This is a genomic window from Mycobacterium sp. D16Q13, from assembly GCF_002013375.1.
In the GTDB taxonomy this organism is placed as follows: Bacteria; Actinomycetota; Actinomycetes; order Mycobacteriales; family Mycobacteriaceae; genus Mycobacterium.
In genome coordinates this window covers 32,850-56,415 of record NZ_MAEW01000015.1, presented here as the reverse complement: position 1 = coordinate 56,415, position 23,566 = coordinate 32,850, and the positions used below count along the sequence as shown (strand labels likewise).

Genomic DNA, 23,566 nt, shown 5'->3' with positions numbered 1-23,566 from the left:
TTCGACACCCTCTGCTGATAGCTGCTGTCGCCTGACGCCGTCCCGTAGCGCCTAGCCACAGAAAGCTGTCTGCATAGTGTCTGTATTCGTTGACATCGTTCCTCCCGAAGAATCGCCCGTCGCATCGAAGGAAGCCGCCGCACGCCCGTCGCAATGGCGCCGTCGCCTCACTAATGCCGCGTTGCCGCTGTTGTCGGTGGTCGCCTTCGTCGGCATCTGGCAGCTAGCAGCGGCAAGCGGTATCTGGAACCAGACCTTTGTGCCGTATCCGAGCACCGTCTGGAACGCATTCATCGAGGTCTCCACCAACCACGACGGCGTCCATGGGTACGGCGGCTATCTACTGGCCGAGCACCTGTATATGACGCTGCGCCGCTTGCTTTTCGGTGTGCTCATCGGTGTCACCGGCGGCGTGCTGCTGGGCCTGGTCATGGGATCGGTCGGCTGGGTGCGCAGTGTCCTGGAACCCTGGCTGACCTTCCTGCGCACGCTGCCTCCGCTGGCCTACTTCTTCCTGTTGGTCATCTGGCTGGGTATCGACGAGGCCCCCAAGATCACGCTGCTGGCGTTGGCGGCGCTACCGCCCGCCGCGGTCGCCACCACGGCCGCCGTGGTCGCGGCACCGGTAGGGCTGGTGGAGGCCGCCCGCGCCCTGGGCGCCACCCGCTGGCAGGTAGTCCGCGACGTCGTCATCCCCTCGGCGCTGCCCGAGACATTCACCGGGGTGCGCCTGGCGGTGGGTATGGCCTATTCCTCGGTGGTCGCCGCCGAATTGTTCAACGGCATACCCGGCATCGGCGGCCTGGTGAAAGACGCGAGTAACTACAACAACACCCCGGTGGTGCTCGTCGGAATCTTCTCGATCGGCATTTCGGGACTGGTGATCGACGCGGCATTGCGCGCAGTGGAGCGCCGTGCGGTGCCGTGGAGGGGAAAGGTATGAGACCGGGCGCAATCGCGGCGGCACTGCTGGTGGCGTTCGGGGTGCTGTCCGGGTGCGCCATCGACCACTCCGGCCTGCAGGATGGCAAGCCGACCATCCGGATCGGCTATCAGAACTTCCCCAGCGGTGACCTTGTCGTCAAGCAAAATCGTTGGCTGGAAACGGCTTTGCCCGAATACAACATCAAGTGGACACGATTCGACTCGGGTGCCGATGTCAACACCGCGTTCATCGCCAGGGAACTGGACTTCGGATCCCTGGGTTCGAGTCCATTCGCGCGCGGGTTGTCGGCCCCGTTGAACATCCCGTACCGCGTGGCGTTCGTCCTCGATGTCGCGGGGGACAACGAGGCGCTGGTGGCCAGCAATCGCAGCGGTGTCACGACGATCGCCGGTCTCAAGGGCAAGCGGGTGGGTACGCCCTTCGCCTCCACCGCGCATTACAGCCTGTTGGCCGCGTTGGCGCAGAACGGACTGTCGGCCAAGGATGTTCAGCTGGTGGACCTGCAGCCACAGGCCGCGCTGGCCGCCTTCGATCGCGGCGATGTGGATGCCGTCTACACCTGGCTGCCCACGGTGGACCAGGTGCGCAAAAACGGCAGAGACCTGATTACCAGCCGGCAGTTGGCCCAGGGGAGCAAGCCCACCCTGGACCTCGCCGCCGTGGCCAACGCGTTCTCCGACGCACACCCGGAGGTTGTCGATGTCTGGCGCCAGCAGCAGGCGAGGGCGCTGAGACTCATCCACGACGACCCGAGCACCGCCGCCAAGGCGATCGCGGCGGAGAACGGGCTCACTCCGCAGGAGGTGGCCGGCCAGCTCAAACAGGGGATCTACCTCACTCCCGGCGAGATTGTCTCACCGAAATGGCTTGGTGAGGACGGAAAGCCGGGCCATATCGCCGTGGATCTGCAGAGCGCGTCGCAGTTCCTGGCCGAGCAAAAGCAGATCCCCACTGCGGCGCCGCTTTCGACGTTCGAGAATGCTGTCTACACGAAGGGTCTGCCCGGTGTCATTAGTCGATGATGTGGAAGCCGCTGCCGAGGAACGGAGCACCGGATCCATCCGGATCAGCGGTGTCACCCACCGGTACGGCAGTGGTGCGGCCCGGACGACAGCGCTGGGCCCGGTGGACCTGACCGTCGATCCGGGGACTTTTCTCGTGCTGGTCGGGGCTTCAGGGTGCGGTAAGAGCACCCTGCTGCGGCTCTTGGCCGGATTCGAGTCGCCCAGCGAAGGTGCCGTGCAGGTGGCCGGCGACGCACCCACACCCGGCATCACCTCAGGGGTCGTGTTCCAGCAGCCGCGTTTGTTTCCCTGGCGCACGGTCGGGGGAAATGTCGAGCTCGCCCTGAAGTACGCAAAGGTGCCCCGGGAGCGATGGGCGCAACGTCGGGACCAGCTGCTTGCCCGCGTTGGGCTGGAAGGTACTGCGGGGCGGCGTATCTGGGAGATCAGCGGCGGCCAGCAGCAGCGGGTGGCCATCGCTCGTGCGCTCGCCGCGGAGACTCCGCTGTTTCTGCTCGACGAGCCCTTCGCGGCGCTTGACGCCCTCACCCGGGAACGCCTCCAAGAGGATGTTCGTCAGGTCAGTGCCGAGTCGGGCCGCACGACGGTGTTCGTCACACACAGTGCCGACGAGGCCGCGTTCCTCGGATCGCGCATCGTGGTGCTGACCCGCCGTCCTGGCCAAGTGGCCCTGGATATCCCGGTGAACCTGCCCAGAACCGGCATCGACCCGGATGATCTACGCCGGTCTCCCGAGTACGCCGAACTGCGCACCGAGGTGGGCAAGGCCGTGAAAGCCGCGGCCGCTTAGCCCGTGTGCTCGCGCAGCAATGCTGCGGCCTCAGTCTGGTACGCGTGCTCTGCCCATTGCAGTGGTGTTGACCCGAAGCGGGTATCGGTCACCGCGCGATCAGCCCCGGCCTCCAGAAGCCGGCGGATCAGCACCAGATCACCGGCCCAGGCCGCCTGGTGCAGCGGTGTCGCACCTTCGTTGTCGCGGGCATTGACGTCGGTGGGGAAGGAGGCCGTCACGAGAGTGGCGCCCGCGGTATCGATTCCGTGCCGGACGAGCAGCTCCAGGCGATCGGTGAACCCGTGCTGGGCGGCCCAGTCGACCTGCCGCCGCCACATCTGCTCGCGGGTCTCCATCGCCTCGCCCAGTCGACGCTCCCATGGGCTCGTGCCGGCATCGGCCAACCCGTGGGAGAACAGCAGCTCCAGATGCGAGTCGTCGGGACGGAACATCCGGTTGTAAAGGGTCTGCTGGTCCACCGGATGTGCACCCCGCCGCAGCAGCACGGTGGCCAGTGCCTCGGCGAAGGGGTGGCGGGGCTGACGACCGGGCCCCTGCTCACCCTCGCCGAACACGCCCGTCAAGGCGGTGAACGGGGTGGATAGTCCGCGCCACAGATACCCCGAATTCGGGTCGGCGCCGCCGTCGAGAAGAAGGTGCGCGGCCGCCAGCGTGTCGGCCACAGTGCGGCCCAGCGGTGCCCGTCCGTAGCACAGGTACATCAGCGGGGACCAGCCGTACGGACCGCCGCTCGTGGTCGCCAGTGCCGGTTGCGCCGCCAGATGACGTGCGAGCGCGACCGGATCCGCGGCGGACGCGGCAGCCCACACATGCCGATCCACCAGTGCGGGATCGGCAGCCACCAGATCGGCCGCTGCCTGCCAGCGCGGCGGTTCGTCGTCCTCGTCGTACCGCAACGAGGCCAGGGCGCAGAACCGGTCGGCCGCGGAGAGGTCCGGTTCATCGACCGCGCTCGGATCGGTGCTGAGCCCGGCGGCAAGCTCCACATAGTGCACGAGCGCGGGCCAGCCGGTAAAACCGTAACGGCGGGCGACCGTCAACTGGGCATCGTGCAGCGCGAATCGGTCACCCGCCAAGGCGATATCGGAACGTGGGTGGTGCTGACGCACCATGCCGATCGCTTCGGGATCCGCGGTGCGCACCGCGCGCTGAAGTTCGCGCGCGTCATCGCGGATGCGATCGAGTGAGGGATTGGTGGGAAGGGTGCTGGCCATGACGGCCTCCTCTCGTGAACCCGATGTCCGCGAGACCAGGTGTGAGAAGAGGTCGGCTAAACCACGTCAAAGACGGCAGGGAGGCTGAGCCTCTTCGGGCGGACACCGGGCGCTCCTGCACGCCCGGCACCCACATTACCGCGCTAGAGCGCGGGGCGACGGTGTGCCCACGGCTCGGTTGCCTCGAGCTGAGCGGCCAGCCGGATGAGCAGCGATTCACCGCCCAATGGCGCGACAAACTGCACGCCGAGCGGCAGGCCCTTCGGGGTCTGATACAACGGCAAGGAAATCGCCGGGCGCCCAGTGAGATTCGCCAACTGGGTGTACGGGACCCAGCCGAGATTGTCGTTGATCATGCTGTCGACGATGTTCGCGTACTTGAGCACGCGGGCAGTCTTGGTGCGCAGCAGTAGGTCGGATACCGCCGCCAGCGGCGCCGGGAGATTGAACTCGCCGATCCGCGGCGGAGTCTTGGCGAGTGTGGGTGTGAGCAGCAGGTCGTAGTCGCCGAAGAAGGTCGCCAGTTCCCGCACGTAGTTGTGTCGGCGTTCCACGGCCGCAACGTAATCGGGGCCGCTGGTGGCGCGGCCCAGAGCGGCGATGAGCAGGGTGTCGCGCTCGAACCCCTCGTCGCCCGCCCCGGTCAGCTTCTTGGTGTCGTCCACCTCGTAGGCGGCGTGCACAAACCAGGTCAGCAGGAAGTCGCGGGCGAGCTGCCCGTCGTCGTAGGGGGCGCTCACCTCTTCGACCTCATGGCCCAGGTGAGTCAGGAGGCGCACCGCGGCCTCGACGGCGGCCACCGCGGCGGGATCGGGATTCGGGGTGATGACGGTGGGGATGCGCACCCCGATCCGCAGCTTGCCGGGATCCCGGCCCACTTGCGAGGCATACGAATCCTCGGGCATCGCCGGAAGATACGGCGATGTGGGCTCGGGGCCGGAGATGATGTCGAGCATGGCGGCGGTATCGCGGACGGTGCGCGAGACCGTGCCGCTGACCGCCGCACCGTGCATGGGCTCACCGGCCCCCGGACCCATCGGAGTGATACCGCGACCGGGCTTGAGACCCACCAGGCCACAGCATCCCGCGGGGATGCGGATCGACCCGCCCCCATCACTGGCACCGGCCACCGGCACGATTCCCGCGGCCACGGCAGCGGCAGAACCACCCGAGGATCCACCCGGGGTGCGGCTCAGATCCCACGGATTACGGCTTGGCCCAAAGAGTTCCGGCTCGGTGATGCCCTTCGACCCGAATTCGGGGGTATTGGTCTTACCGAAGATGACAAGACCGGCGTCGAGCCAGCGCTGCACGATGGTGGAGTGTTCCGGGGCGGGGCGGGTGGACAACGCCCGGCACCCCCCGGAGGTCGGGTGGCCCTTGTAGTCCTGGCCAAGGTCCTTGATGAGAAAGGGCACTCCGGCGAACGGTCCGGTCAGCTCACCGGCGACCTGCGCGTCGGCCTCGGGGATGGTTCGGACGATGGCACCGATGTCAGGGTTGACCGCTGCCGACCGGGCGCGCGCGGCGGCGAGTAGCTCGGCAGGACTGACCTGCTTGGTGGCGACCAGCTCCGCGAGGCCGGTGGCGTCGTGTTGGCGGTATTCGGAGAAATCCACCCGGCCAGCCTATGCGGCTTCAGAGGATCAGGCGTTGGCCTTCTTCAGCACATCGTTATAGATGGCGACGATCTTCTCGGTCTGCAGCGACTGACGTGGCTCGTCCTGGTGCGCGGCGACAACTTCGGTCATCTGTCGCAGTTTGCCGCGGTCATCGGCCAGCGAGCGGATGGCCGCGGCGATCGCCTCGACGGACTCGTTCTTCGTCACCAGGCCACCGCCGTCGGGCACCGATTCGCCGAGGATCTCGTCGCAGAAAATTACGGGCGTCGACATCGAAATTGCTTCCAGCAGAACCAGTCCCTGAGTGTCGAAACCGTAGGACGTGAACAACAGGGCGCTGCTGGCTCCCATCGCCGCCAGGCAGCTGTCCTGGCTGACCCGCCCGCGCAACCGGATCCGGTTGGAGGCTCCGTGCGAGTCGACGTACTTCTTGATGGCATGTTCGAGGTGACCGTCGCCGTAGATGTCCATGACGCAGTTCTTGACCTGGGTGGCGGCCTTCACGGCCTCCAGCACCCGCTTCTCCGGGGAGAGGCGTCCGCACCAGATCAGCCGCAGCGGCTCATCGTCGGTCGGCTTGTCGTCGGCGGCCTCCCGGGCGATGTCCACCAGCTCGTCGTCGACACCGTTCGAGACCACCGAGATGGGCCGACGCAGACCGCGGTCGGTGAGGGCCTGGGCGAAGTGCGTCGTCGGGGTGATCTCGTGGTCCACGGCCTGCGCCTGAGCCATCATCAGCTGCCATGCCCGCCGCGATGCGGCGGACTCCGGCACCGTCGTCAGGTGGAAATCCCTGGGCAGGTGGCGCTCCTGCATCTGGCTGAAGATCCACGCCAGCAGCAGCGGGTTGGGGCTGGCCTTCTCGAAGTAGACGTCGTAGCGGGTGTGCTTGGTCTGCACCACCGGGATGCCGTTGCGGCGGGCGGCTTCCACACCGGCGATGCACACACCCAGGTCGCCCTGGCTGTGGATGATGTCGATGGGTCCGCGGGCGCGAAGCTCCCGGTCGATCAGCTCCCTGTTCGCGGTTCCCGGCCATACGAAGGTGAAGTCGTCGTGCTTGCCGAGCTTGCGCATCGCCTCCGCCACGAACGGCACGGGCTTGACCTCGACGACGTTCGGGTCGGGGTCGACGGTGTGGGCCAGGGGTGCGGTGAACACCGTCACCTTGTGCCCCAGCCGCTCCAGACCGTGACGCTGCCGGGCCACCGAGATCTGCGCCCCGCCCAGGCTCTCGGGATGAAGATCGGTGAACAGCGCAATATGCATCGTCGAAACCTTGTCGTTGTGTGCCAGTACGGCGTGCGGAAACCGGGCCCAACCCGAACCGAACCGTATCGGATCGCCGGTCGTGCTGCTGAGATACCCAGACAGAAGGCCCTGAGAAAGGCCAGCCTCCCCGCCACCGATGGCCTCACCCAGTACGCTCGATGCTGTGCAGCGTCGAATTATGGGGATCGAGACCGAGTTCGGCGTCACGTGCACTTTTCACGGCCACCGGCGGCTGAGCCCGGACGAGGTTGCCCGCTATCTATTCCGTCGCGTGGTGTCCTGGGGGCGCAGTTCCAACGTGTTCCTGCGCAATGGCGCACGGCTCTACCTCGATGTGGGCAGCCACCCCGAATACGCCACCGCCGAATGCGACAGCCTGGTGCAGCTGGTCACCCACGACCGTGCCGGCGAACGCGTTCTGGAGGACCTGCTCATCGACGCCGAGCAGCGCCTGTCTGATGAGGGCATCGGCGGCGACATCTACCTGTTCAAGAACAACACCGACTCGGCCGGTAACTCCTACGGCTGCCATGAGAACTACCTCATCGTGCGGGCGGGGGAGTTCTCCCGGATTTCCGATGTGTTGCTGCCGTTCCTGGTGACCCGCCAGCTGATCTGTGGCGCCGGCAAGATACTGCAAACCCCCAAGGCGGCGACCTTCTGCTTGTCGCAACGTGCTGAACACATTTGGGAAGGCGTCTCCTCGGCGACCACTCGCAGTCGTCCCATCATCAACACGCGCGATGAGCCACACGCGGACGCCGAGAAGTACCGGCGCCTGCACGTCATCGTCGGCGACTCCAACATGTCTGAGTCGACCACCATGCTCAAGGTCGGCACCGCCGCGCTGGTGCTGGAGATGATCGAAAGTGGCGTCGCCTTCCGGGACTTCTCGCTGGATAACCCGATCCGAGCCATCCGTGAGGTCAGCCATGACCTCACGGGCCGCCGCCCCGTCCGGCTCGCCGGGGGGCGTCAGGCCAGTGCCCTGGACATCCAGCGCGAGTACCACGCCCGCGCCGTCGAGCATCTGAATACCCGCGAGCCGAACGCGCAGGTGGAGCAGGTCGTGGAGCTCTGGGGCCGTACGCTGGATGCTGTTGAGGCCCAGGACTTCTCGAAGGTCGACACCGAGATCGACTGGGTGATCAAGCGCAAACTGTTCCAGCGCTATCAGGACCGCTACAACATGGAGCTGTCCGATCCGAAGATTGCCCAGCTGGACCTGGCCTATCACGACATCAAGCGCGGACGGGGTGTGTTCGACCTGTTGCAGCGCAAGGGGTTGGCCGCCCGGGTCACCACTGACGAGGAGATCAAGGCAGCCGTCGATCAGCCGCCGCAGACCACCCGGGCCAAGCTCCGCGGCGATTTCATCACCGCCGCTCAGGAGGCCGGCCGCGATTTCACCGTCGACTGGGTGCACCTCAAGCTCAACGACCAGGCGCAGCGCACGGTGTTGTGCAAGGACCCGTTCCGGTCCGTCGACGAGCGGGTGGAACGGCTCATCGCCAGCATGTAGCGGGATTCCGCTGCGATCGTGATGCTTCCGTCGACCGTCGAACAAACTTTCGCAACACCCCCTAAAGTGCTGGCAGGAAACACGCCATAGTCCTCTAAGCTTTCCGCCGTGGCGATCTCCAAAGTCGAGCGGTTGATGAACCTGGTGATCTGCCTGCTGTCCACCCGTACCTATGTCACCGCCGAACGCATCCGTACGTCGGTGGCGGGTTACTCGGATTCGCCGAGCGACGAGGCCTTCAGCCGCATGTTCGAGCGCGATAAGAACGAGCTGCGCGATCTGGGCATCCCGCTGGAGACGGGGAAGGTGTCGTCCTTCGACGCCACCGAGGGGTATCGCATCCGCCGCGACGCCTACGAGCTGCCCGATATCACCCTCACCGCGGACGAGTCCGCGGCCGTCGCGGTTGCCACCCAGCTGTGGCAGTCACCCGAGTTGGTCACCGCCGCGCAGGGCGCGCTGATGAAGCTGCGCGCGGCGGGGGTGGACGTCGACCTTGCCGGCGAGAACGTTTCGGTATTGGCACCTACAGCCATGCCCGGCGGCCGTGGATCGGAATCGGTGCTACGGATCCTGCTGTCCGCCATCGACTCCGGTCAGGCTGTGCAATTCGGTCACCGGCCCTCGCGCGCCGAGCCATATGTCACGCGCACCGTCGAGCCCTGGGGCGTGATCACCGATCGCGGGCGCTGGTACCTCGTCGGACATGACCGGGACCGGGACGCCACCCGCACTTTCCGGCTCTCCCGCATCGGGGAGGACGTCACGATGCTCGAGAAACCGGGAACGGTACGGCGCCCCGAAGGGGTGGACCTGCGCGCCATCGTGGCCAGGGCTGTCGGCGACGGCCCGGTGCGGATCACCGCGCGAGTGTGGATCGCCGAAGGACGCGCCCAGGAGCTGCGCCGGATGGGTGCTGTCGTCGAACCACAGCGGCGCGGAGAGCGCGACGGGGATGTGGTCGAGATCGAGGTGGCCTCACCCGACCGCCTGGTTCGCTCGATCGCCTCGCACGGCGCCGATGCGGTCGCGTTGGAGCCGGCACAGGTGCGCGATGAGGTCATCACTCGTCTTCAGGAGCACGCAGGAGTCACGGCATGACCGAGCTGTCGAATCGCCTGACCCGGCTTCTGAACATGGTTCCGTACTTCCAGGCGAATCCGGGCATCAGCGCCGCCGATGCCGCCGCGGACCTGGGCGTCACGACCAAACAGCTGATGGCCGATCTGAACCAGCTGTGGATGTGTGGCCTGCCCGGTTACGGTCCCGGCGATCTGATCGATCTCTCCTTCTCCGAGGAGAGCATCGAGGTCACGTTCTCGGCCGGTATCGACCGTCCACTGCGCCTCACCTCGCCGGAGGCCACGGCACTGCTGGTCGCCCTGCGCGCCCTGCTGGACATGCCCGGCACCGTCGACCCGGAGGCCGCGCGCAGTGCTATCGCCAAGATCGAGGATGCGGCCGGGGCCGGGGACGAGTCGCTGGGGCGAAGAGAATCAAACACCGAGTCGGTTGGTTTACCGGGGACTCCCGTGGAGTCCGAGGCGGTCTCCGCGGTGCGTTCAGCCGTGCGTCACCGCAAGGCGCTGCGCATCGAGTACTACTCGGCATCGCGAGACGCGTTGTCGGAGCGGATAGTCGATCCCATTCGGATCGCAGTGGTGGGGGACCACAGCTACCTGGAGGCGTGGTGTCGCGCATCGGAGGGTGTGCGGTTGTTCCGGTTCGACAGGATCGAACAGGCCGAGGTCCTCGACCAGCGCGCGGCGCCCCCCGCTCCCGCGGTCCAGACGGCCACCGACACCGGTCTGTTCGAGGCGGATCCGGCGCTTCCCGCGGCCACGGTGCTGGTCGGCCCGAGTGCGTCCTGGGTTTTCGATTACTTCCCGATGCGGCCCACCGGTGCCCAGCATGCCGACGGATCGGTGGAGGCCGCCATGACCTACGCCTCCGAGGACTGGATGGCGCGGCTGATCCTCGGGTTCGGATCGGCGATCCGGGTGCTGGCACCGGAGTCGTTGGCGCGGCGGGTACGCGCTGATGCGGCGGTGGCGCTGGCGGCGTATCAGGCCAGCTGACCGCAACCAGCCCTGGGGTAGCATTCAGGGCAGACACGACGCCAGAGGAGGTGACCACGTTGGGCGGTCTGCAACCCATGCACTGGGTGATCGTAATTGTGGTGTTCGCGCTGCTCTTCGGAGCCAAGAAGCTGCCGGATCTCGCGCGTTCGCTGGGTAAGTCGCTGCGGATCTTCAAGTCCGAAGTCAAAGAACTGCAAAACGAGGGAAATTCTGCGAAGGCGTCCGACACCCCACAAGCCGTGGAGCAGCAGCAAGTGCCTCCGGCTACCGCGGCGGAAGCACCCCCGATCGAATCGACTCCCGGTCACAAGCCCACTGCCTAGCCGCGTTCCGCCGCGATAGGCCGGCCGGATAGGTCATGCGTTCATGAATAAGGTCCTGGGTGCTCTTGGGCTGCGGCGAAAATCCAGGCAACCCAAAAATCCCGATGGCACCATGTCGCTCATCGAGCATCTGCAGGAGCTGCGCACCCGCCTGCTGATCTCGGTGGCGGCGGTCCTGCTGACCACCATCATCGGTTTCCTCTGGTACGAGCACACAATGTTTGGCATCGAGAGCCTCGGTGAATGGCTGCGTGAGCCGTACTGCTCGCTTCCTGCGAGCGCTCGCGCCAATCTCAGCGCGGACGGGGCTTGCCGGCTGTTGGCCACCGCCCCCTTCGAGCAGTTCATGCTGCGCCTCAAGGTGGGCCTGACGGCCGGCGTGGTGCTGGCCTGCCCGGTGTGGCTGTACCAGATCTGGCGGTTCATCACTCCTGGCCTGTACCGCAACGAACGCAAGTTCGCGTTCATCTTCGTCGCCGCGGCGGCAGTGCTGTTCATCGCCGGCGCGCTGTTGGCCTACCTGGTGCTGGCCAAGGCCCTGCACTTCCTCTTGACGGTGGGCAGCGATGTTCAGGTCACCGGGCTCAAGGGTGACGAGTACTTCAGCTTCCTGATCAACCTGTTGCTGGTGTTCGGTGTCAGCTTCGAGTTCCCGCTGCTGCTCGTCATGCTGAACTTTGTCGGAATCATCTCCTACGCCAAGCTCAAGAATTGGCGCCGCGGCATCATCTTCGGCCTGTTCGTCTTCGCGGCCTTCGCGACGCCGGGATCCGACCCGTTCTCGATGACGGCACTGGGGCTCGCGCTGACCCTGCTGCTGGAGTTCTCCATTCAGGTGGCCCGGGTGCACGACAGGCGCAAGGCCAGGCGGGAGGCCGCGCAGGAACTCAGCGATGACGAGGCCTCCGCGCTGGACGCGCCCGAGGCCATTGCCGCGCCCGAACCGATCGGTCCCCCCGAGCGGTTTGACAACATGGGCAAGTGACCAGCATCGGAACCGAACTGAGTGCGTTCTCCCAAGGGCTGAGTTTCGCTCTCGATCCGTTCCAGGTCCGCGCGTGTACCGCGCTGGAGAACGGACACGGCGTGCTGGTCTGCGCGCCCACCGGCGCGGGTAAGACCATCGTCGGAGAATTCGCGGTACACCTGGCCCTGGCTGCCGGGCGCAAGTGCTTCTACACCACCCCGATCAAGGCGCTGAGCAACCAGAAGTACAACGACCTGGTCTCGGTGTACGGGCCGGAGAAGGTCGGCTTGCTCACCGGAGACTCGTCGATCAACTCCGATGCCCCGGTGGTGGTGATGACTACCGAGGTGCTGCGCAACATGCTGTACGCAGATTCCCCAGCGCTGCATGGTCTTTCGTATGTCGTGATGGATGAGGTGCACTTCCTGGCCGACCGGTTCCGCGGTGCGGTCTGGGAAGAGGTGATCCTGCACCTGCCCGAGGATGTCGCTTTGGCCAGTCTGTCGGCCACGGTGAGCAACGCCGAGGAATTCGGCGGCTGGATCAAGACGGTCCGCGGAGATACCGCTGTGGTGGTCGACGAGACCCGGCCGGTTCCACTGTGGCAGCACGTCATAGTCGGGCGGCGGCTGTTCGACCTGTTCGATTACGACGGTAAGAAAACCGACGTCGATCCGGAGCTCACGCGCTACATAGCCCAACGGCGCCAGGCGGATCGCTTCGCGGACTTCGACCGCCCACACCGGCGGCCGCACCAGGGCGGGCCGAACCAGCGTTCGGGGAGGCCGCCCACCCTCTATCGTCCGCCGTCGCGACCCGAAGTCATCACCCGGCTCGATGAGGATGGGCTGCTTCCCGCGATTACGTTCATCTTCTCGCGCGCCGGCTGCGATGGCGCTGTGGCGCAATGCCTTCGGTCCCGGTTGCGCTTGACCACCGAGGAGGAGCGGCGGGAGATCGTCTCCGTCATCGATCGCCGCACCGAGGGGCTGCCCGAGGGCGACCTGGACGTGCTCGGGTACTGGCAGTGGCGGGAGGGGCTGCTGCGCGGTATCGCCGCTCACCATGCGGGCATGCTGCCCGTGTTCCGGCACACCGTCGAGGAGCTGTTCACCAAGGGGCTGGTGAAGGCGGTGTTCGCCACCGAGACACTGGCATTGGGCATCAACATGCCCGCGCGCACGGTCGTGCTGGAGCGGTTGGTCAAGTTCAACGGAGAGCAGCACGCGGCGTTGACTCCCGGCGAGTACACCCAGCTGACCGGGCGTGCGGGCCGGCGCGGCATCGACGTCGAGGGACACGCCGTCGTGTTGTGGACACCCGAGGTGGAGCCCAGCGAGATCGCGGGACTGGCGTCCACCCGCACCTTCCCGCTGCGCAGCTCCTTTGCGCCGTCGTACAACATGACGATCAATTTGGTGCACCGCATGGGCCCGGGTCCGGCACGCGAACTGCTGGAGCGATCCTTCGCGCAGTTCCAGGCAGACCGCTCGGTGGTGGGATTGGTGCGCGGCATCGAACGTGGTCAGAAGATGCTCGACGAGATCGCCAATGAGCTTGACGGACATGATGGTTCGGTTCTGCAGTACGTCCGGTTACGTGGCAACCTCGCCGAGCGTGAGCGCGCCGCCGCACGCGCGTCGCGGCTCGAACGTCGTGGCGCGGCCAATGATGCCCTGGCCGCGCTCAAGCGGGGTGATGTCATCGCGATTCCCCATGGCCGTCGCAACGGTGTGGCCGTGGTGCTGGAGCCGGCCAACGACAACGATGACCCCCGGCCGTTGGTCTTGACCGAACACCGTTGGGCCGGGCGGATTTCGTCGGCGGATTACACGGCAGGCGCTGAACCGCTCGGATCCATCGCACTGCCCAAGCGCGTCGAGCATCGTCAGCCCAAGGTGCGGCGTGATGTGGCGTCGGCGCTGCGCTCAGCACTCGACGAGGGCCGCGTCCGCAGGCCGCAACCGGTGAAGGGCCGCAAGAACGGTACCGACGCCGACGGCTCGGATCTTGGAGTCGAGGTCGAACGGTTACGTCATGAGATCCGGCAGCACCCGGTGCATCGCGCCCCCAACCGCGAGGAGCTGGCGCGTACAGCAGAGCGCTATCTGCGCATCGAACGCGATAACGCCCAACTGCAGAAGAAGGTGTCGGCCGCGACCAATTCACTCGCGCGCACTTTTGACCGGATCCTGGCGCTGCTCACCGAACGCGGGTACGTCGAGGACAGCGCCGAGCTCGGGATGAAGGTCACCGACGACGGCATGCTGCTGGCCCGTATCTACAGCGAAAGCGACCTGCTGGTGGCCGAATGTCTGCGGCGCGGGCTGTGGGCAGGGCTCAAACCCGCGGAGCTGGCCGCCGTGGCATCCGCCGTGCTGTACGAGTCGCGGGGTGACGCGGTGTCGGCGACGGGCGAGGCGCCCACGGCTGCGCTGCGGGCGGCACTTGCCGAGACCCACCGGGCACTGGCCCGGCTGCGCCGCGATGAACAGCAGCATCAGCTTTCGCCCACTCGCGAGGTCGACGAGGGCTTCGTCGCGGCGGTGTACCGGTGGGCGACGACCGGGGATCTGGCGGCGTCGCTGGAGGCCGCCGGCGATACGGGTACCGCACTGCCGGCAGGTGATTTCGTGCGGTGGTGCCGGCAAGTGGTTGATCTGCTCGACCAGATCAACAAGGCCGCGCCCGACGCCGAGGTGCGCTCGGTGGCACGGGCCGCGGTCGCCGACGTGCGGCGTGGCGTCGTCGCCGTTGATGGCACATAAGGTCGAGCAAACGCTAAGGTGGAGCGTCAGCACGCTTTCACATCGGTAACCAACACCGGTAAGTAACAATGTCGCGACACGGGAGGAACGATGAGCGGTCCACAGGGAACGGAACCTGGCGGACAGTGGGCGCCGCAACCTGGGCAAGGCCTAGAGCCCTGGCAGACACCGCAATCCTCAGATCCGGCAGGGCAGGGCGAGCAGGGTTGGCAGCAGCCGGCCTACGGTCAGGGACAGCAGTATCCGCAGTACCAGCAGCCGGGTTTCCCGGGTGGTGGATTTGGGGATCCTAGCCAGTTCGGCCAGCAGCCCGGTCAGCAGGGATTCGGCGAGCCGAGTCAGTTCGGACAGCCTGGCGCCTACGGCCAGCCGGGACAGTACGGACAACAGGGTGGATACCCGGGCCAGTACGGGCAGCAGCAGGGACAGCCGTTCCCGCAGTTCGGTGCCGGTAAGCCGCAGCGTTCCACCAAGACCATCGCGATCATCGGCGGCATTGTCGCGGCCGCGGTGATCCTGATCGTGGTACTGGTTACCGCCTTCCTGGCTCCCGGCTGGGCCATGACCACGACCCTGGACGTCGGCAAGGCGCAAGAGGGCGTGACCAAGGTTCTCACCGACGAGACCAACGGATACGGCGCCAAGAACGTCAAGGATGTCAAGTGCAATGACGGCAAAAACCCCGAGGTGAAGAAGGGTGCCACCTTCAACTGCGATGTCAGCATTGACGGCACCAAGCGTCAGGTCACCGTGACGTTCCAGAACGACAAGGGCACCTACGAGGTAGGCCGCCCCAAGTAAAGAGGTTCTCGCGAAAACGCCGAGTGTGCCCTCCGCGCACTCGGCGTTTTTGTGTTCAGGGGAGTCCGTCGAGCGCCTTCTGCAAGCGTGTGATCGCCGACCCGATGCCCCATTCGGCGCCCAGTTCGGCGACGCGCTGCGGATCTCGCGCTGTCAGCGGTAGCGCATCGCTGTCCCGATCGATCGTGACCGGCGCATCCGCGGCCACCCGCACCACCGGTTCGGCAGCCGCGATGTAGTCGGTGGCGGCCAGCAGCCTGGCGCGAACCGCCTTGGACAGCCCGGATTTTGGATCGTCGGCGGCGGCAAGAATGCCGGTCAGCGACCCGTACTCGGCGAGCAGCTTGGCCGCCGTTTTCTCGCCTACGCCGGCGACGCCGGGCAGCCCGTCGGACGGGTCGCCGCGCAGCAGAGCGAGCTCCGCGTACGCCGCGCCGGCACGCTCCGCGGGCACTCCGTACTGCTCGGAAACCTCTGCCGGCCCGAACAATGTGGCCTTGGCGAACCCGCGTCCCATATAGAAGACGCGCACCGGGACCGGGGCATCGGTGACCACCTGCAGTAGGTCTCGATCTCCGCTGACCACGATGACCGGGTCCCGGCGTTCGGTCGCCGCCAGGGTGCCCAGCACGTCATCAGCCTCGAAGCCGGGTGCCCCCGCTGACGCGATACCGAATGCGTCCAACATGGCGGCGATCATGTCGACCTGGGGTGTCAGCTCGTCGGGCACCTCTTCAACGTCAACCTCTGTCGCGATCTCCTCGACGACTCTGTGCGCCTTGTAGGAGGGGATGGCGGCAACGCGCCAGGCCGGACGCCAATCCAGATCCAGGCACACCACCAGCCGATGGGGCCGGTGCAGGGTAACGAGCTGCGACATCGTGTCCAGGAACCCGCGGACGGCGTTGACGGGTCTGCCGTCGGGGGACGTGATGGAATCGGGAACTCCGAAGTACGAACGGAACCACAGGCTGGCGCCATCGAGCAGCAGGACGGGTCGCGCGAGATCATCTGACACGGCACTCAACCTATGCCAGATAGCCTGGACGGTATGGCAGCCCAGCGTTTCGAATCGGATGTGTACGCCAACCGCCTGCGACGTGCCGCCCAGGAGGCCGCGGCGGCCGGGGTGGCGGGACTGGTGATCACACCCGGATATGACTTGAGGTACCTGACGGGGTCGCGCGCGCAGACCTTTGAGCGGCTCACCGCATTGGTGGTGCCGGCCTCGGGAACGCCCTCTGTGGTGGCCCCACGGATGGAGCTTGCGGCGCTGCAAGATTCGGCGATCGGGGATCTCAACATCCCGATCAGCGATTGGGTCGACGGTGAAAATCCCTACGAGCTGGTGCGTGCGGCATTGGGTGGTGCGGGCGGTGCTGTGTTAGGCACCGTGGCGGTCACCGAGTCGATGCCCGCAATGCATCTGCTCCCGCTGACCGAATTGATCGGGACGGTGCCGGTACTGGCCACCGGGGTGCTGCGCCGACTGCGCATGGTCAAGGATGCCTCAGAGATCGATGCGCTGCGCAAGGCGGGCAGCGCGATCGACCGGGTGCACGCCCTGGTGCCCGAGCTGCTGGTGCCGGGGCGCACGGAGGCACAGGTGGCTGCCGATATCGCTGAAGCGATTGTGGCCGAGGGGCATTCGGAGGTCGCCTTCATCATCGTGGGTTCGGGCCCACACGGGGCCGACCCGCACCACGAGTGCTCCGAGCGCGAGCTGCGGGCCGGGGACATCGTGGTGGTGGATATCGGCGGCAGCTACGAGCCGGGTTACAACTCCGACTGCACGCGTACCTACAGCATTGGTGATCCTGACCCCGATGTGGCTCAACGCATTTCGATTCTTGAGCAGGCCCAGCAGGCCGCGGTTCGGGCGGCTCGCCCTGGTGTGAGCGCGCAGTCCGTGGATGCCGCCGCGCGCCGTGTTCTCGACGAGGCGGGGATGGGCGAGGCGTTCGTGCATCGCACCGGACACGGCATCGGGCTGTCGGTCCACGAGGAGCCGTACATCGTGGAGGGCAATGATTTGATCCTGGAGCCGGGAATGGCCTTCAGCATCGAGCCGGGTGTGTACTTTCCGGGACTGTGGGGCGCGCGGATCGAGGACATCGTCATCGTCACCGAAAACGGTTGCGAGTCGGTGAATTCACGGCCACATGGCCTGACGGTGGTGCCGTCCGGCCGCTAATCAGCCGGGGTGTCGCCGCGGTTCAGCAGATCCGAGGAGCCCAGCACCCGCTCGATCTTGACCTCGATGACCACCCGCTGCGGGTTGACGCGGGGAGTGCGGTAACGCTGCGCGTAGCGCAGCTCGGCGTCGCGCACGGCTTCCTTGTCGGTGACGACGGCGGCCGTGCCCTCCAGGGACAGCCAGCGGGCTCCGTCGACCTGACTCAGCACGGCGAGGCCACCGCGCTCGGCGTTGACGGCCTTCTGCGACCCGCCGGTGGTGATGACCCGCGCGATGTGAGTCGCGGGGTCGAAGGTGAAGCCGACGGCCACCACATGCGGGCTGTTGTCCTGCCGCAACGTGGTCAGCATCGCGAGATGGCGCTCGGAGAGGAACGCCAGCGCATCATCGGTAAGTCGGGTCGTAGGGGTGTTCGCCATCAACCCTCACGCTAGCGCAGGACATAATCGCTGACGTGACCGACACGGTGCGACACTCCGGCCAGCTTGGGGATGAACCGCGTCCGGGAAGACCGTCGACGGTGGTGATTTTCGGTGGCCGTAGCGAAATCGGGCTCGAGGTGGCTACGCGCCTCGCGCCGGGAAATGCCGTGGTTCTGGCCGCGCGCCGGGCCGAGGACCTGCAGGAGGAGGAACGACGCGTCCGTGACGCCGGTGCCGTTGCCGTCGACTGCGTCGAGTTCGACGCGGACCGGCTCGACACCCACGAATCCGTGTTGGCCGCGATCATCGAGCGACGGGGAGCCATCGATGTGGCGGTGCTCGCGTTCGGGCTGCTCGGCGACCAGACGCGCGCGGAAACAGATCCCGCTCATGCGGCGGCCATCGTGCACATCGATTACGTGGCACAGGTCGCCCTGCTGACTCAGTTGGCGGTTCGCATGCGCGGTGCCGGCCGCGGCGCGCTGGTGGTGTTCTCGTCGATCGCCGGATGGCGGGTACGGCGCGCCAATTACGTGTACGGATCCGCCAAGGCGGGACTGGACGGATTCGCGAGCGGTCTGGCCGATGCCCTGCACGGTTCCGGCGTACACCTGTTGATCGCGCGCCCGGGCTTCGTGATCGGGCGGATGGCGGCGGGCATGTCCCCGGCGCCATTGGCGAGCACACCGCCCCAGGTGGCAGAGGCGACCGTGCGGGCTCTGCGGCGCGGGAAGCGCACCGTGTGGATCCCGCGAGCACTGGGAACGTTGGCATTCGTCATGCGGTGGGTACCGTCGTCGGTATGGCGCAGAATGCCGCGATGAGTCCCTCGGGCGAAGAGCATCGAACTCAGATGATTACCGTGGTCGGGATAGGTGCGGACGGGGTCGACGGGCTATCGATGCGTTCTCGCCATGAATTGCAGCGTGCATCAGTCATTTTCGGCTCATTGCGCCAGCTGGAACTGCTGGCCGCCGAATCTCTGGCCGCCGAATGCCGAGTATGGCCCTCCCCGCTGCTACCCGCGTTGCCCACCATGTTCGACGGTCTCGGTGACGTCCACGTCCTTGCCAGCGGTGACCCCATGTTGCATGGCGTTGGCACCACACTGACCCGGCTGTTTGGCGGCGAGCGGGTGCGGGTGTTTCCGCATGTATCCAGTGTGTCGTTGGCCTGTGCCCGAATGGGTTGGGCGGTGAACGATGTCGAGATCATCAGCCTGGTGAACGCGCCGGTCGACTCCGCCCGCAGGTTCGGCGGACGGGCGGTGGTGCTGAGCCGCAATGCCAACACTCCCGGGGACCTGGCGCGAGCCTTGACCCGAGCCGAGCTGGGCGACTCGCGGTTGACGGTCTGGGAACAGTTGGGCGGTGCGGCCGAGCGTTCGTTCGCCGGTGCCGCCCGCGGTTGGGATCATTCACCCGGCGACGCGTTGAATGTCATTGCCGTCGAATATGTTCCGGAGGTGGAGGGCACCGTCCTGCCGCTGGTCGCGGGGCTGCCCGAGGACGTGTTCGAGCACGATGGGCAGATCACCAAGCGTGAGATCCGGGCGGTCACTTTGGCGTCGCTGGCGCCGCGGCCGGGCCAACGGTTGTGGGACGTGGGCGCGGCCTCGGGCAGCATCGCGATCGAATGGTCACGCAGTGGCGCCGGCTGTAACGCCTCGGCCTTCGAGATCGAGTCGTCGCGGCGGGCCGCCATCACGGCCAACGCGGAGAAGTTTGGCGTCGATATCGAGGTTTTCGGCTCGGCGCCAAAGGATTTCGAGCAGGCCATGGCCCCGGACGCGATTTTCGTCGGTGGCGGCGTTACCGGACCCGGATTGCTTGAACACTGCTGGGATCGGTTACCGAGCGGCGGCCGCATTGTCGTCAACGCAGTGACCGCGGAATCCGAAGCGCTTTTGTTGCAATGGTATTCCGGCCACGGGGGAGAGCTGCGCAGGTACCGCATCGAGGATGCCGCCCCCCTCGGTGGTTTTACCAGCTGGAGATCCCGGCTGCCTGTCACGCAATGGAGCGCGGAAAAGCCATGACGGTTTATTTCATCGGTGCCGGACCGGGCGCCGCCGACCTCATCACGGTGCGCGGGCAGCGGATCCTGCAACGGTGCCCGGTCTGTCTGTACGCGGGATCGATCATGCCGCGTGATCTTTTGGAGGTGTGCCCGCCGGACGCCCGGATCATCGACACCGGGCCACTGACCCTGGATGCGATCATCGGCGAGATATCCAGCGCCGCCGCGCAGGGACTCGATGTCGCTCGGCTGCACTCGGGTGACCCCTCGCTGTACAGCGCCGTCGCTGAGCAGTGCCGCCGGCTGGATGCCCTCGGCATCGGTCATGAGATCGTGCCGGGTGTTCCGGCCTTCGCCGCCGCCGCGGCGGCGTTGGGCACCGAGCTCACCGTTCCCGGCGTCGCGCAGACCGTGACGATCACCCGGGTGTCGACGTTGTCCACCGCGATGCCCGCCGGCGAAGATCTGCGCACCCTGGCCGCGCCGGGGGCGACCCTGGCGTTGCATTTGGCGGCGGCTCAAATCGATACCGTGGTGGCTGATCTCGTCGCTGGGGGATACTCGCCGCAGACACCGGTTGCTGTGGTGGCGTATGCCAGCTGGCCATCCGAGATCATCCTTCGCGGCACTCTCGCGGATATCGCCGGGCAGATGACGGAAGCGGGTGTCACCAAGACGGCGGTCATTTTCGTCGGGAAGGTGCTTGCGGCAGAGGGTTTTACCGACAGCTATCTGTACTCGGCGGGACGCCGTAGAGGGGCTTCGCACTGATGCACCCATTAAGAAGAGTCTTGATCCTCGGAGGTTCGGCGGAGGCGCGCCAGCTGGCCGAGCGGCTGGTACCCCGCTTCGATGTCACCACCTCGCTCGCGGGGCGGGTGCGCAACCCGGCGGTACCGGCGGGCGAGCTGCGCGTCGGAGGATTCGGTGGCGAGGTAGGTCTGCGGACATGGCTGTTGGATAACAACATTGAAGCGGTGATCGATGCCACCCATCCGTTCGCCGCGACGATCACCGAGAACGCCGTGGCGGCCTGCGGACGGCTGGGCATCCCTCACCTCATCCTGCGCCGCCCACCCTGGCCGACAGGCGATGCGACGGTGGTCTCTTCGGCGGCAGAGGCCAAGGATGCGGTGGTGGCGCAGGGTTTTTCGCGGGTGTTCCTGACCTCGGGACGCTCGAGCATCGGGGCGTTTCTGTTCTCGGACGCCTGGTTCCTGATCCGTGTGGTGGAGCCGGTGCCCGCCGACGAGCTACCCGAGCGGCATCATGTGTTGTTGTCGCGCGGGCCGTACTCGCTCGGCCAGGAAACCGAGCTGATGCGCCAGTATGAGATCGAAGTTCTGGTCACCAAGAACAGTGGGGGGACAATGACCTCCGCCAAGTTGGAAGCCGCTGCGGCGCTGGGTATTCCCGTCGTGATGATCGACAGGCCGGCATTACCGGAGAACGTGACCACCGTGACCACCGTGGACGCTGCGCAGCAGTGGGTTACGGAGCGGGATAACGCCGAGGCGTGAACACCTGAGGCCCGGAATCGGTGTCCTGCCACTGAGTCTGCGAGGAACCGATGATCAGCAGGGTGCGCATGTCCACCGCTGACGGGTCGAGCTCACCCAGCGTCGTCACCCGCACGGATTCTCCCGCGCCGCCGACATCGCGTCCCAACACGACCGGCGTCGCTGGGGCGCGGTGTTCCAACAGCACATCACGCATGGACGCCACCTGCCATGTCCGCGACTTCGAGGCCGGGTTGTACACGGCGAGCACGAGATCTGCGGCCGCCGCGGCGCGTAGGCGGGATTCGATGATCTCCCATGGTTTGAGGCGATCGGACAGCGAGATCACCGCGTAGTCGTGGCCCAGGGGTGCCCCCACCCGGCTGGCCACGGCCTGCGCTGCCGTCATCGCCGGGAGCACCCGCACCGTGACATCGGGCCACGCACGGGCCTCTTCCATCACTGCGGCGGCCATCGCGAATACACCAGGGTCGCCAGAGGACACGACGGCCACCCGGCGCCCGCCCGCCGCGAGCTTGAAGGCCAGTTCGGCGCGTGCGGGTTCGTCGCGGTTGTCGCTGGCGTGACGAACCTGGCCGTCCCGGGCGGGGATGCGATCCAGGTACGGGCCGTAGCCGATGAGATCGGTGGCGCGCGCCAGTTCCTGACGGACCTCGGTGGTGGTCCAGTCGTGATGGCCCGGGCCCAATCCGACCACCGTCACCATCTCGTCGAGCCGGGTGTCGGTGATGGGTTGCGCCCCGGGAACCAGGACCAGTGAGAAGTACGGCACCGAGGACGGGTCGACATCGGCGGCGGGAAGCACCCGCTGCTCCGTGGTGCTGGCCCGCTCTACGTAGTAGGCGCGATCGAGCACGCCGGCGGTGTCCAATGCCTGTCGCACGGCGCCATACGAGCGGCCCAGTTTCATGATGACCGCGGCATCCGAATCGCCGAGTCTGCGGGCGATTTCGTCGGCCGGCAGGGTGCCGGGGATGACGGTGAGAATCTCGTCGCCCTCGACCAAGGGCGTCCCCGTCGCCGCGGACGCGGCGCTGACCGACGTCACACCGGGGATGATGACCGCATCGAATCTGTCGGTCAGACGGCGGTGCATGTGCATGTACGAGCTGTAGAACAGCGGATCGCCCTCGGCGAGCAATGCCACATTGCGGCCCGAATCCAAGTGGGCGGCAATCCGATTCGCGGACTCTTCGTAGAAATCATCGATCGCGCCGCGGTATCCGCCCGGGTGCTCGGTCGTCTCGGTGGTGACCGGGTAGACCAGATGCTCCTCAAGCTGGCCGGGCCGCAGATACGGCTGCGCGATCGAGCGGGCAATGCTGCGCCCATGCCGTGCGCTGTGGAACGCCACCACATCGGCCTCGCCGATCACTCGCGCCGCCTTGACGGTCACCAGCTCGGGATCGCCGGGGCCCAGGCCCACGCCCCACAGGGTTCCTCTACTCATTCCTTATCGCTCGCCATCGCGTTCACCGCGGCGGCGGCCATCGCGCTGCCGCCCCGCCGACCCCGTACCAGGAGGTAGTCCATGCCACGCGGACGGTCGATCAGCTCCTGTTTGGACTGTGCCGAGCCGACGAAACCGACCGGGCCGCCCAGGACGGCCACCGGGGGAGCAACCCCTTCGTCGATGAGTTCGAGGATGCGGAACAGCGCGGTGGGGGCATTCCCGATCGCGGCGACCGATCCGGGCAACCGATCGGCCCAGAGGTCCACGGCGGCAGCCGATCTTGTGGTTCCGGTGCGCTGGGCCAATTCCGCGGCGCGCGGATCGGCCACCAGGGACACCACCTCGTTGTCGGCGGGGAGGCGCAGGCGGGTGATCCCGGCTGCGACCATCGACGAATCACACAGGATCGGGGCACCGGCGTCCAGGGCCGCCCGGGTGCGTGTCACCACGTCGGGGGAGAAGGCGATCTCGCCGGGCAGATCCACCTGCCCGCAGGTGTGAATGAGCCGGACCACCACGCGCGCGACGTCGTCGGGGAATGCCGACAGATCGGCCTCAGCCCTGATGGTCGCGAACGATTGCCGATAGATCTCGGCTCCGTCTCGCACGTAGTCAAGCACG

The 23,566-nt window shown here is 66.6% G+C and carries 22 protein-coding genes; 15 read left to right on the top strand and 7 right to left on the bottom strand.

Annotated features, from left to right (window positions below):
* Positions 1–76 precede the first annotated feature (76 nt).
* Genes B4400_RS17000 through B4400_RS16990 form a run of 3 tightly spaced genes read left to right on the top strand, consistent with a single transcriptional unit; the run spans position 77 to position 2,761 of the window.
* On the top strand, positions 77–943 hold the full coding sequence (locus B4400_RS17000) for an ABC transporter permease (RefSeq protein WP_078311721.1): 867 nt from the start codon (positions 77–79) through the stop codon (positions 941–943).
* Positions 940–1,968: a taurine ABC transporter substrate-binding protein gene (locus B4400_RS16995; RefSeq protein WP_078311720.1), complete on the top strand. Its 1,029-nt coding sequence runs from the start codon at positions 940–942 to the stop codon at positions 1,966–1,968. The genes B4400_RS17000 and B4400_RS16995 overlap by 4 nt, the downstream gene beginning before the upstream one ends.
* On the top strand, positions 1,952–2,761 hold the full coding sequence (locus B4400_RS16990; protein WP_078311719.1) for an ABC transporter ATP-binding protein: 810 nt from the start codon (positions 1,952–1,954) through the stop codon (positions 2,759–2,761). The genes B4400_RS16995 and B4400_RS16990 overlap by 17 nt, the downstream gene beginning before the upstream one ends.
* Here the strand turns inward: B4400_RS16990 and B4400_RS16985 are convergent.
* The 3 genes from B4400_RS16985 to B4400_RS16975 form a co-directional block, all read right to left on the bottom strand.
* The gene (locus B4400_RS16985) at positions 2,758–3,978 is read right to left on the bottom strand and encodes an ankyrin repeat domain-containing protein (protein ID WP_078311718.1); all 1,221 of its coding nucleotides are present in this window, start codon (positions 3,976–3,978) and stop codon (positions 2,758–2,760) included. The genes B4400_RS16990 and B4400_RS16985 overlap by 4 nt on opposite strands.
* 143 nt (positions 3,979–4,121) lie before the next feature.
* Positions 4,122–5,597 (bottom strand): amidase, encoded by a 1,476-nt coding sequence (locus B4400_RS16980; protein WP_078311717.1) that lies wholly within the window; start codon positions 5,595–5,597, stop codon positions 4,122–4,124.
* A gap of 27 nt (positions 5,598–5,624) precedes the next feature.
* Positions 5,625–6,869 carry a glycosyltransferase gene (locus B4400_RS16975; protein WP_078311716.1) on the bottom strand — a complete coding sequence of 415 codons (1,245 nt, stop codon included), beginning with the start codon at positions 6,867–6,869 and terminating at the stop codon, positions 5,625–5,627.
* A gap of 166 nt (positions 6,870–7,035) precedes the next feature.
* Here B4400_RS16975 and pafA point away from each other — a divergent pair, with 166 nt between their 5' ends.
* From pafA to B4400_RS16940, 7 genes are all read left to right on the top strand, one after another.
* A complete protein-coding gene (gene pafA, locus B4400_RS16970) occupies positions 7,036–8,394 on the top strand; it encodes a Pup--protein ligase (protein ID WP_109556025.1) in 1,359 nt (452 codons plus the stop codon).
* A 108-nt stretch (positions 8,395–8,502) separates the two neighbouring features.
* On the top strand, positions 8,503–9,495 hold the full coding sequence (locus B4400_RS16965) for a helix-turn-helix transcriptional regulator (protein ID WP_078311714.1): 993 nt from the start codon (positions 8,503–8,505) through the stop codon (positions 9,493–9,495).
* Positions 9,492–10,472, top strand: a complete 981-nt coding sequence (locus B4400_RS16960; protein ID WP_078311713.1) for a helix-turn-helix transcriptional regulator — start codon at positions 9,492–9,494, stop codon at positions 10,470–10,472. The genes B4400_RS16965 and B4400_RS16960 overlap by 4 nt, the downstream gene beginning before the upstream one ends.
* 59 nt (positions 10,473–10,531) lie before the next feature.
* Positions 10,532–10,798, top strand: a complete 267-nt coding sequence (tatA, locus tag B4400_RS16955; RefSeq protein WP_170915043.1) for a Sec-independent protein translocase subunit TatA — start codon at positions 10,532–10,534, stop codon at positions 10,796–10,798.
* Between the two features lie 112 nt (positions 10,799–10,910).
* A complete protein-coding gene (gene tatC, locus B4400_RS16950; protein ID WP_078311711.1) occupies positions 10,911–11,783 on the top strand; it encodes a twin-arginine translocase subunit TatC in 873 nt (290 codons plus the stop codon).
* Complete coding sequence (locus tag B4400_RS16945; protein WP_078311710.1) at positions 11,780–14,533, top strand: DEAD/DEAH box helicase; 2,754 nt, start codon at positions 11,780–11,782, stop codon at positions 14,531–14,533. The genes tatC and B4400_RS16945 overlap by 4 nt, the downstream gene beginning before the upstream one ends.
* 90 nt (positions 14,534–14,623) lie before the next feature.
* Positions 14,624–15,334 (top strand): DUF4333 domain-containing protein, encoded by a 711-nt coding sequence (locus tag B4400_RS16940; RefSeq protein WP_078311709.1) that lies wholly within the window; start codon positions 14,624–14,626, stop codon positions 15,332–15,334.
* Positions 15,335–15,389: 55 nt separating this feature from the next.
* On the opposite strand, the gene B4400_RS16935 is transcribed toward B4400_RS16940, so the two are convergent.
* Positions 15,390–16,325, bottom strand: coding sequence for a 5'-3' exonuclease (locus tag B4400_RS16935; RefSeq protein WP_078311836.1), 936 nt, complete (start codon positions 16,323–16,325; stop codon positions 15,390–15,392).
* A gap of 60 nt (positions 16,326–16,385) precedes the next feature.
* Between B4400_RS16935 and B4400_RS16930 the strand changes: the two genes are divergently transcribed.
* On the top strand, positions 16,386–17,528 hold the full coding sequence (locus tag B4400_RS16930) for a M24 family metallopeptidase (protein WP_078311708.1): 1,143 nt from the start codon (positions 16,386–16,388) through the stop codon (positions 17,526–17,528).
* Here B4400_RS16930 and B4400_RS16925 read toward each other — a convergent pair.
* Positions 17,525–17,950 (bottom strand): F420-dependent biliverdin reductase, encoded by a 426-nt coding sequence (locus tag B4400_RS16925; protein WP_078311707.1) that lies wholly within the window; start codon positions 17,948–17,950, stop codon positions 17,525–17,527. The genes B4400_RS16930 and B4400_RS16925 overlap by 4 nt on opposite strands.
* Before the next feature lie 101 nt (positions 17,951–18,051).
* Between B4400_RS16925 and dprE2 the strand changes: the two genes are divergently transcribed.
* From dprE2 to B4400_RS16905, 4 genes are read left to right on the top strand one after another with little or no spacing between them, the layout of a single operon-like run.
* Positions 18,052–18,777, top strand: coding sequence for a decaprenylphospho-beta-D-erythro-pentofuranosid-2-ulose 2-reductase (gene dprE2, locus B4400_RS16920; protein ID WP_078311834.1), 726 nt, complete (start codon positions 18,052–18,054; stop codon positions 18,775–18,777).
* Positions 18,774–19,991: a precorrin-6y C5,15-methyltransferase (decarboxylating) subunit CbiE gene (gene cbiE / locus B4400_RS16915; RefSeq protein WP_078311835.1), complete on the top strand. Its 1,218-nt coding sequence runs from the start codon at positions 18,774–18,776 to the stop codon at positions 19,989–19,991. Before dprE2 ends, cbiE begins: the two co-directional genes overlap by 4 nt.
* On the top strand, positions 19,988–20,743 hold the full coding sequence (gene cobM / locus B4400_RS16910; RefSeq protein ID WP_078311706.1) for a precorrin-4 C(11)-methyltransferase: 756 nt from the start codon (positions 19,988–19,990) through the stop codon (positions 20,741–20,743). Before cbiE ends, cobM begins: the two co-directional genes overlap by 4 nt.
* Before the next feature lie 20 nt (positions 20,744–20,763).
* Positions 20,764–21,492, top strand: a complete 729-nt coding sequence (locus B4400_RS16905) for a cobalt-precorrin-6A reductase (RefSeq protein ID WP_078311705.1) — start codon at positions 20,764–20,766, stop codon at positions 21,490–21,492.
* On the opposite strand, the gene B4400_RS16900 is transcribed toward B4400_RS16905, so the two are convergent.
* Positions 21,464–22,942 carry a precorrin-2 C(20)-methyltransferase gene (locus B4400_RS16900; protein WP_078311704.1) on the bottom strand — a complete coding sequence of 493 codons (1,479 nt, stop codon included), beginning with the start codon at positions 22,940–22,942 and terminating at the stop codon, positions 21,464–21,466. The two genes, B4400_RS16905 and B4400_RS16900, sit on opposite strands and share 29 nt — an antisense overlap.
* Entirely contained in the window at positions 22,939–23,565 is a 627-nt protein-coding gene (locus tag B4400_RS16895) for a precorrin-8X methylmutase (protein ID WP_078311703.1), read from the bottom strand. The genes B4400_RS16900 and B4400_RS16895 overlap by 4 nt, the downstream gene beginning before the upstream one ends.
* Position 23,566: the final 1 nt, after the last annotated feature.

What these genes read in the sequence shown, in the direction of transcription:
- tatC (WP_078311711.1), top strand. Translation starts at nt 10,911, where the DNA reads ATGTCGCTCATCGAGCATCTGCAGGAGCTGCGCACCCGCCTGCTGATC.
- B4400_RS16930 (WP_078311708.1), top strand. Translation starts at nt 16,386, where the DNA reads ATGGCAGCCCAGCGTTTCGAATCGGATGTGTACGCCAACCGCCTGCGA.
- B4400_RS16975 (WP_078311716.1), bottom strand. Translation starts at nt 6,869, where the DNA reads ATGCATATTGCGCTGTTCACCGATCTTCATCCCGAGAGCCTGGGCGGG.
- B4400_RS16995 (WP_078311720.1), top strand. Translation starts at nt 940, where the DNA reads ATGAGACCGGGCGCAATCGCGGCGGCACTGCTGGTGGCGTTCGGGGTG.
- cbiE (WP_078311835.1), top strand. Translation starts at nt 18,774, where the DNA reads ATGAGTCCCTCGGGCGAAGAGCATCGAACTCAGATGATTACCGTGGTC.
- B4400_RS16925 (WP_078311707.1), bottom strand. Translation starts at nt 17,950, where the DNA reads ATGGCGAACACCCCTACGACCCGACTTACCGATGATGCGCTGGCGTTC.
- B4400_RS16960 (WP_078311713.1), top strand. Translation starts at nt 9,492, where the DNA reads ATGACCGAGCTGTCGAATCGCCTGACCCGGCTTCTGAACATGGTTCCG.
- B4400_RS16985 (WP_078311718.1), bottom strand. Translation starts at nt 3,978, where the DNA reads ATGGCCAGCACCCTTCCCACCAATCCCTCACTCGATCGCATCCGCGAT.
- B4400_RS16940 (WP_078311709.1), top strand. Translation starts at nt 14,624, where the DNA reads ATGAGCGGTCCACAGGGAACGGAACCTGGCGGACAGTGGGCGCCGCAA.
- cobM (WP_078311706.1), top strand. Translation starts at nt 19,988, where the DNA reads ATGACGGTTTATTTCATCGGTGCCGGACCGGGCGCCGCCGACCTCATC.
- B4400_RS16900 (WP_078311704.1), bottom strand. Translation starts at nt 22,942, where the DNA reads ATGAGTAGAGGAACCCTGTGGGGCGTGGGCCTGGGCCCCGGCGATCCC.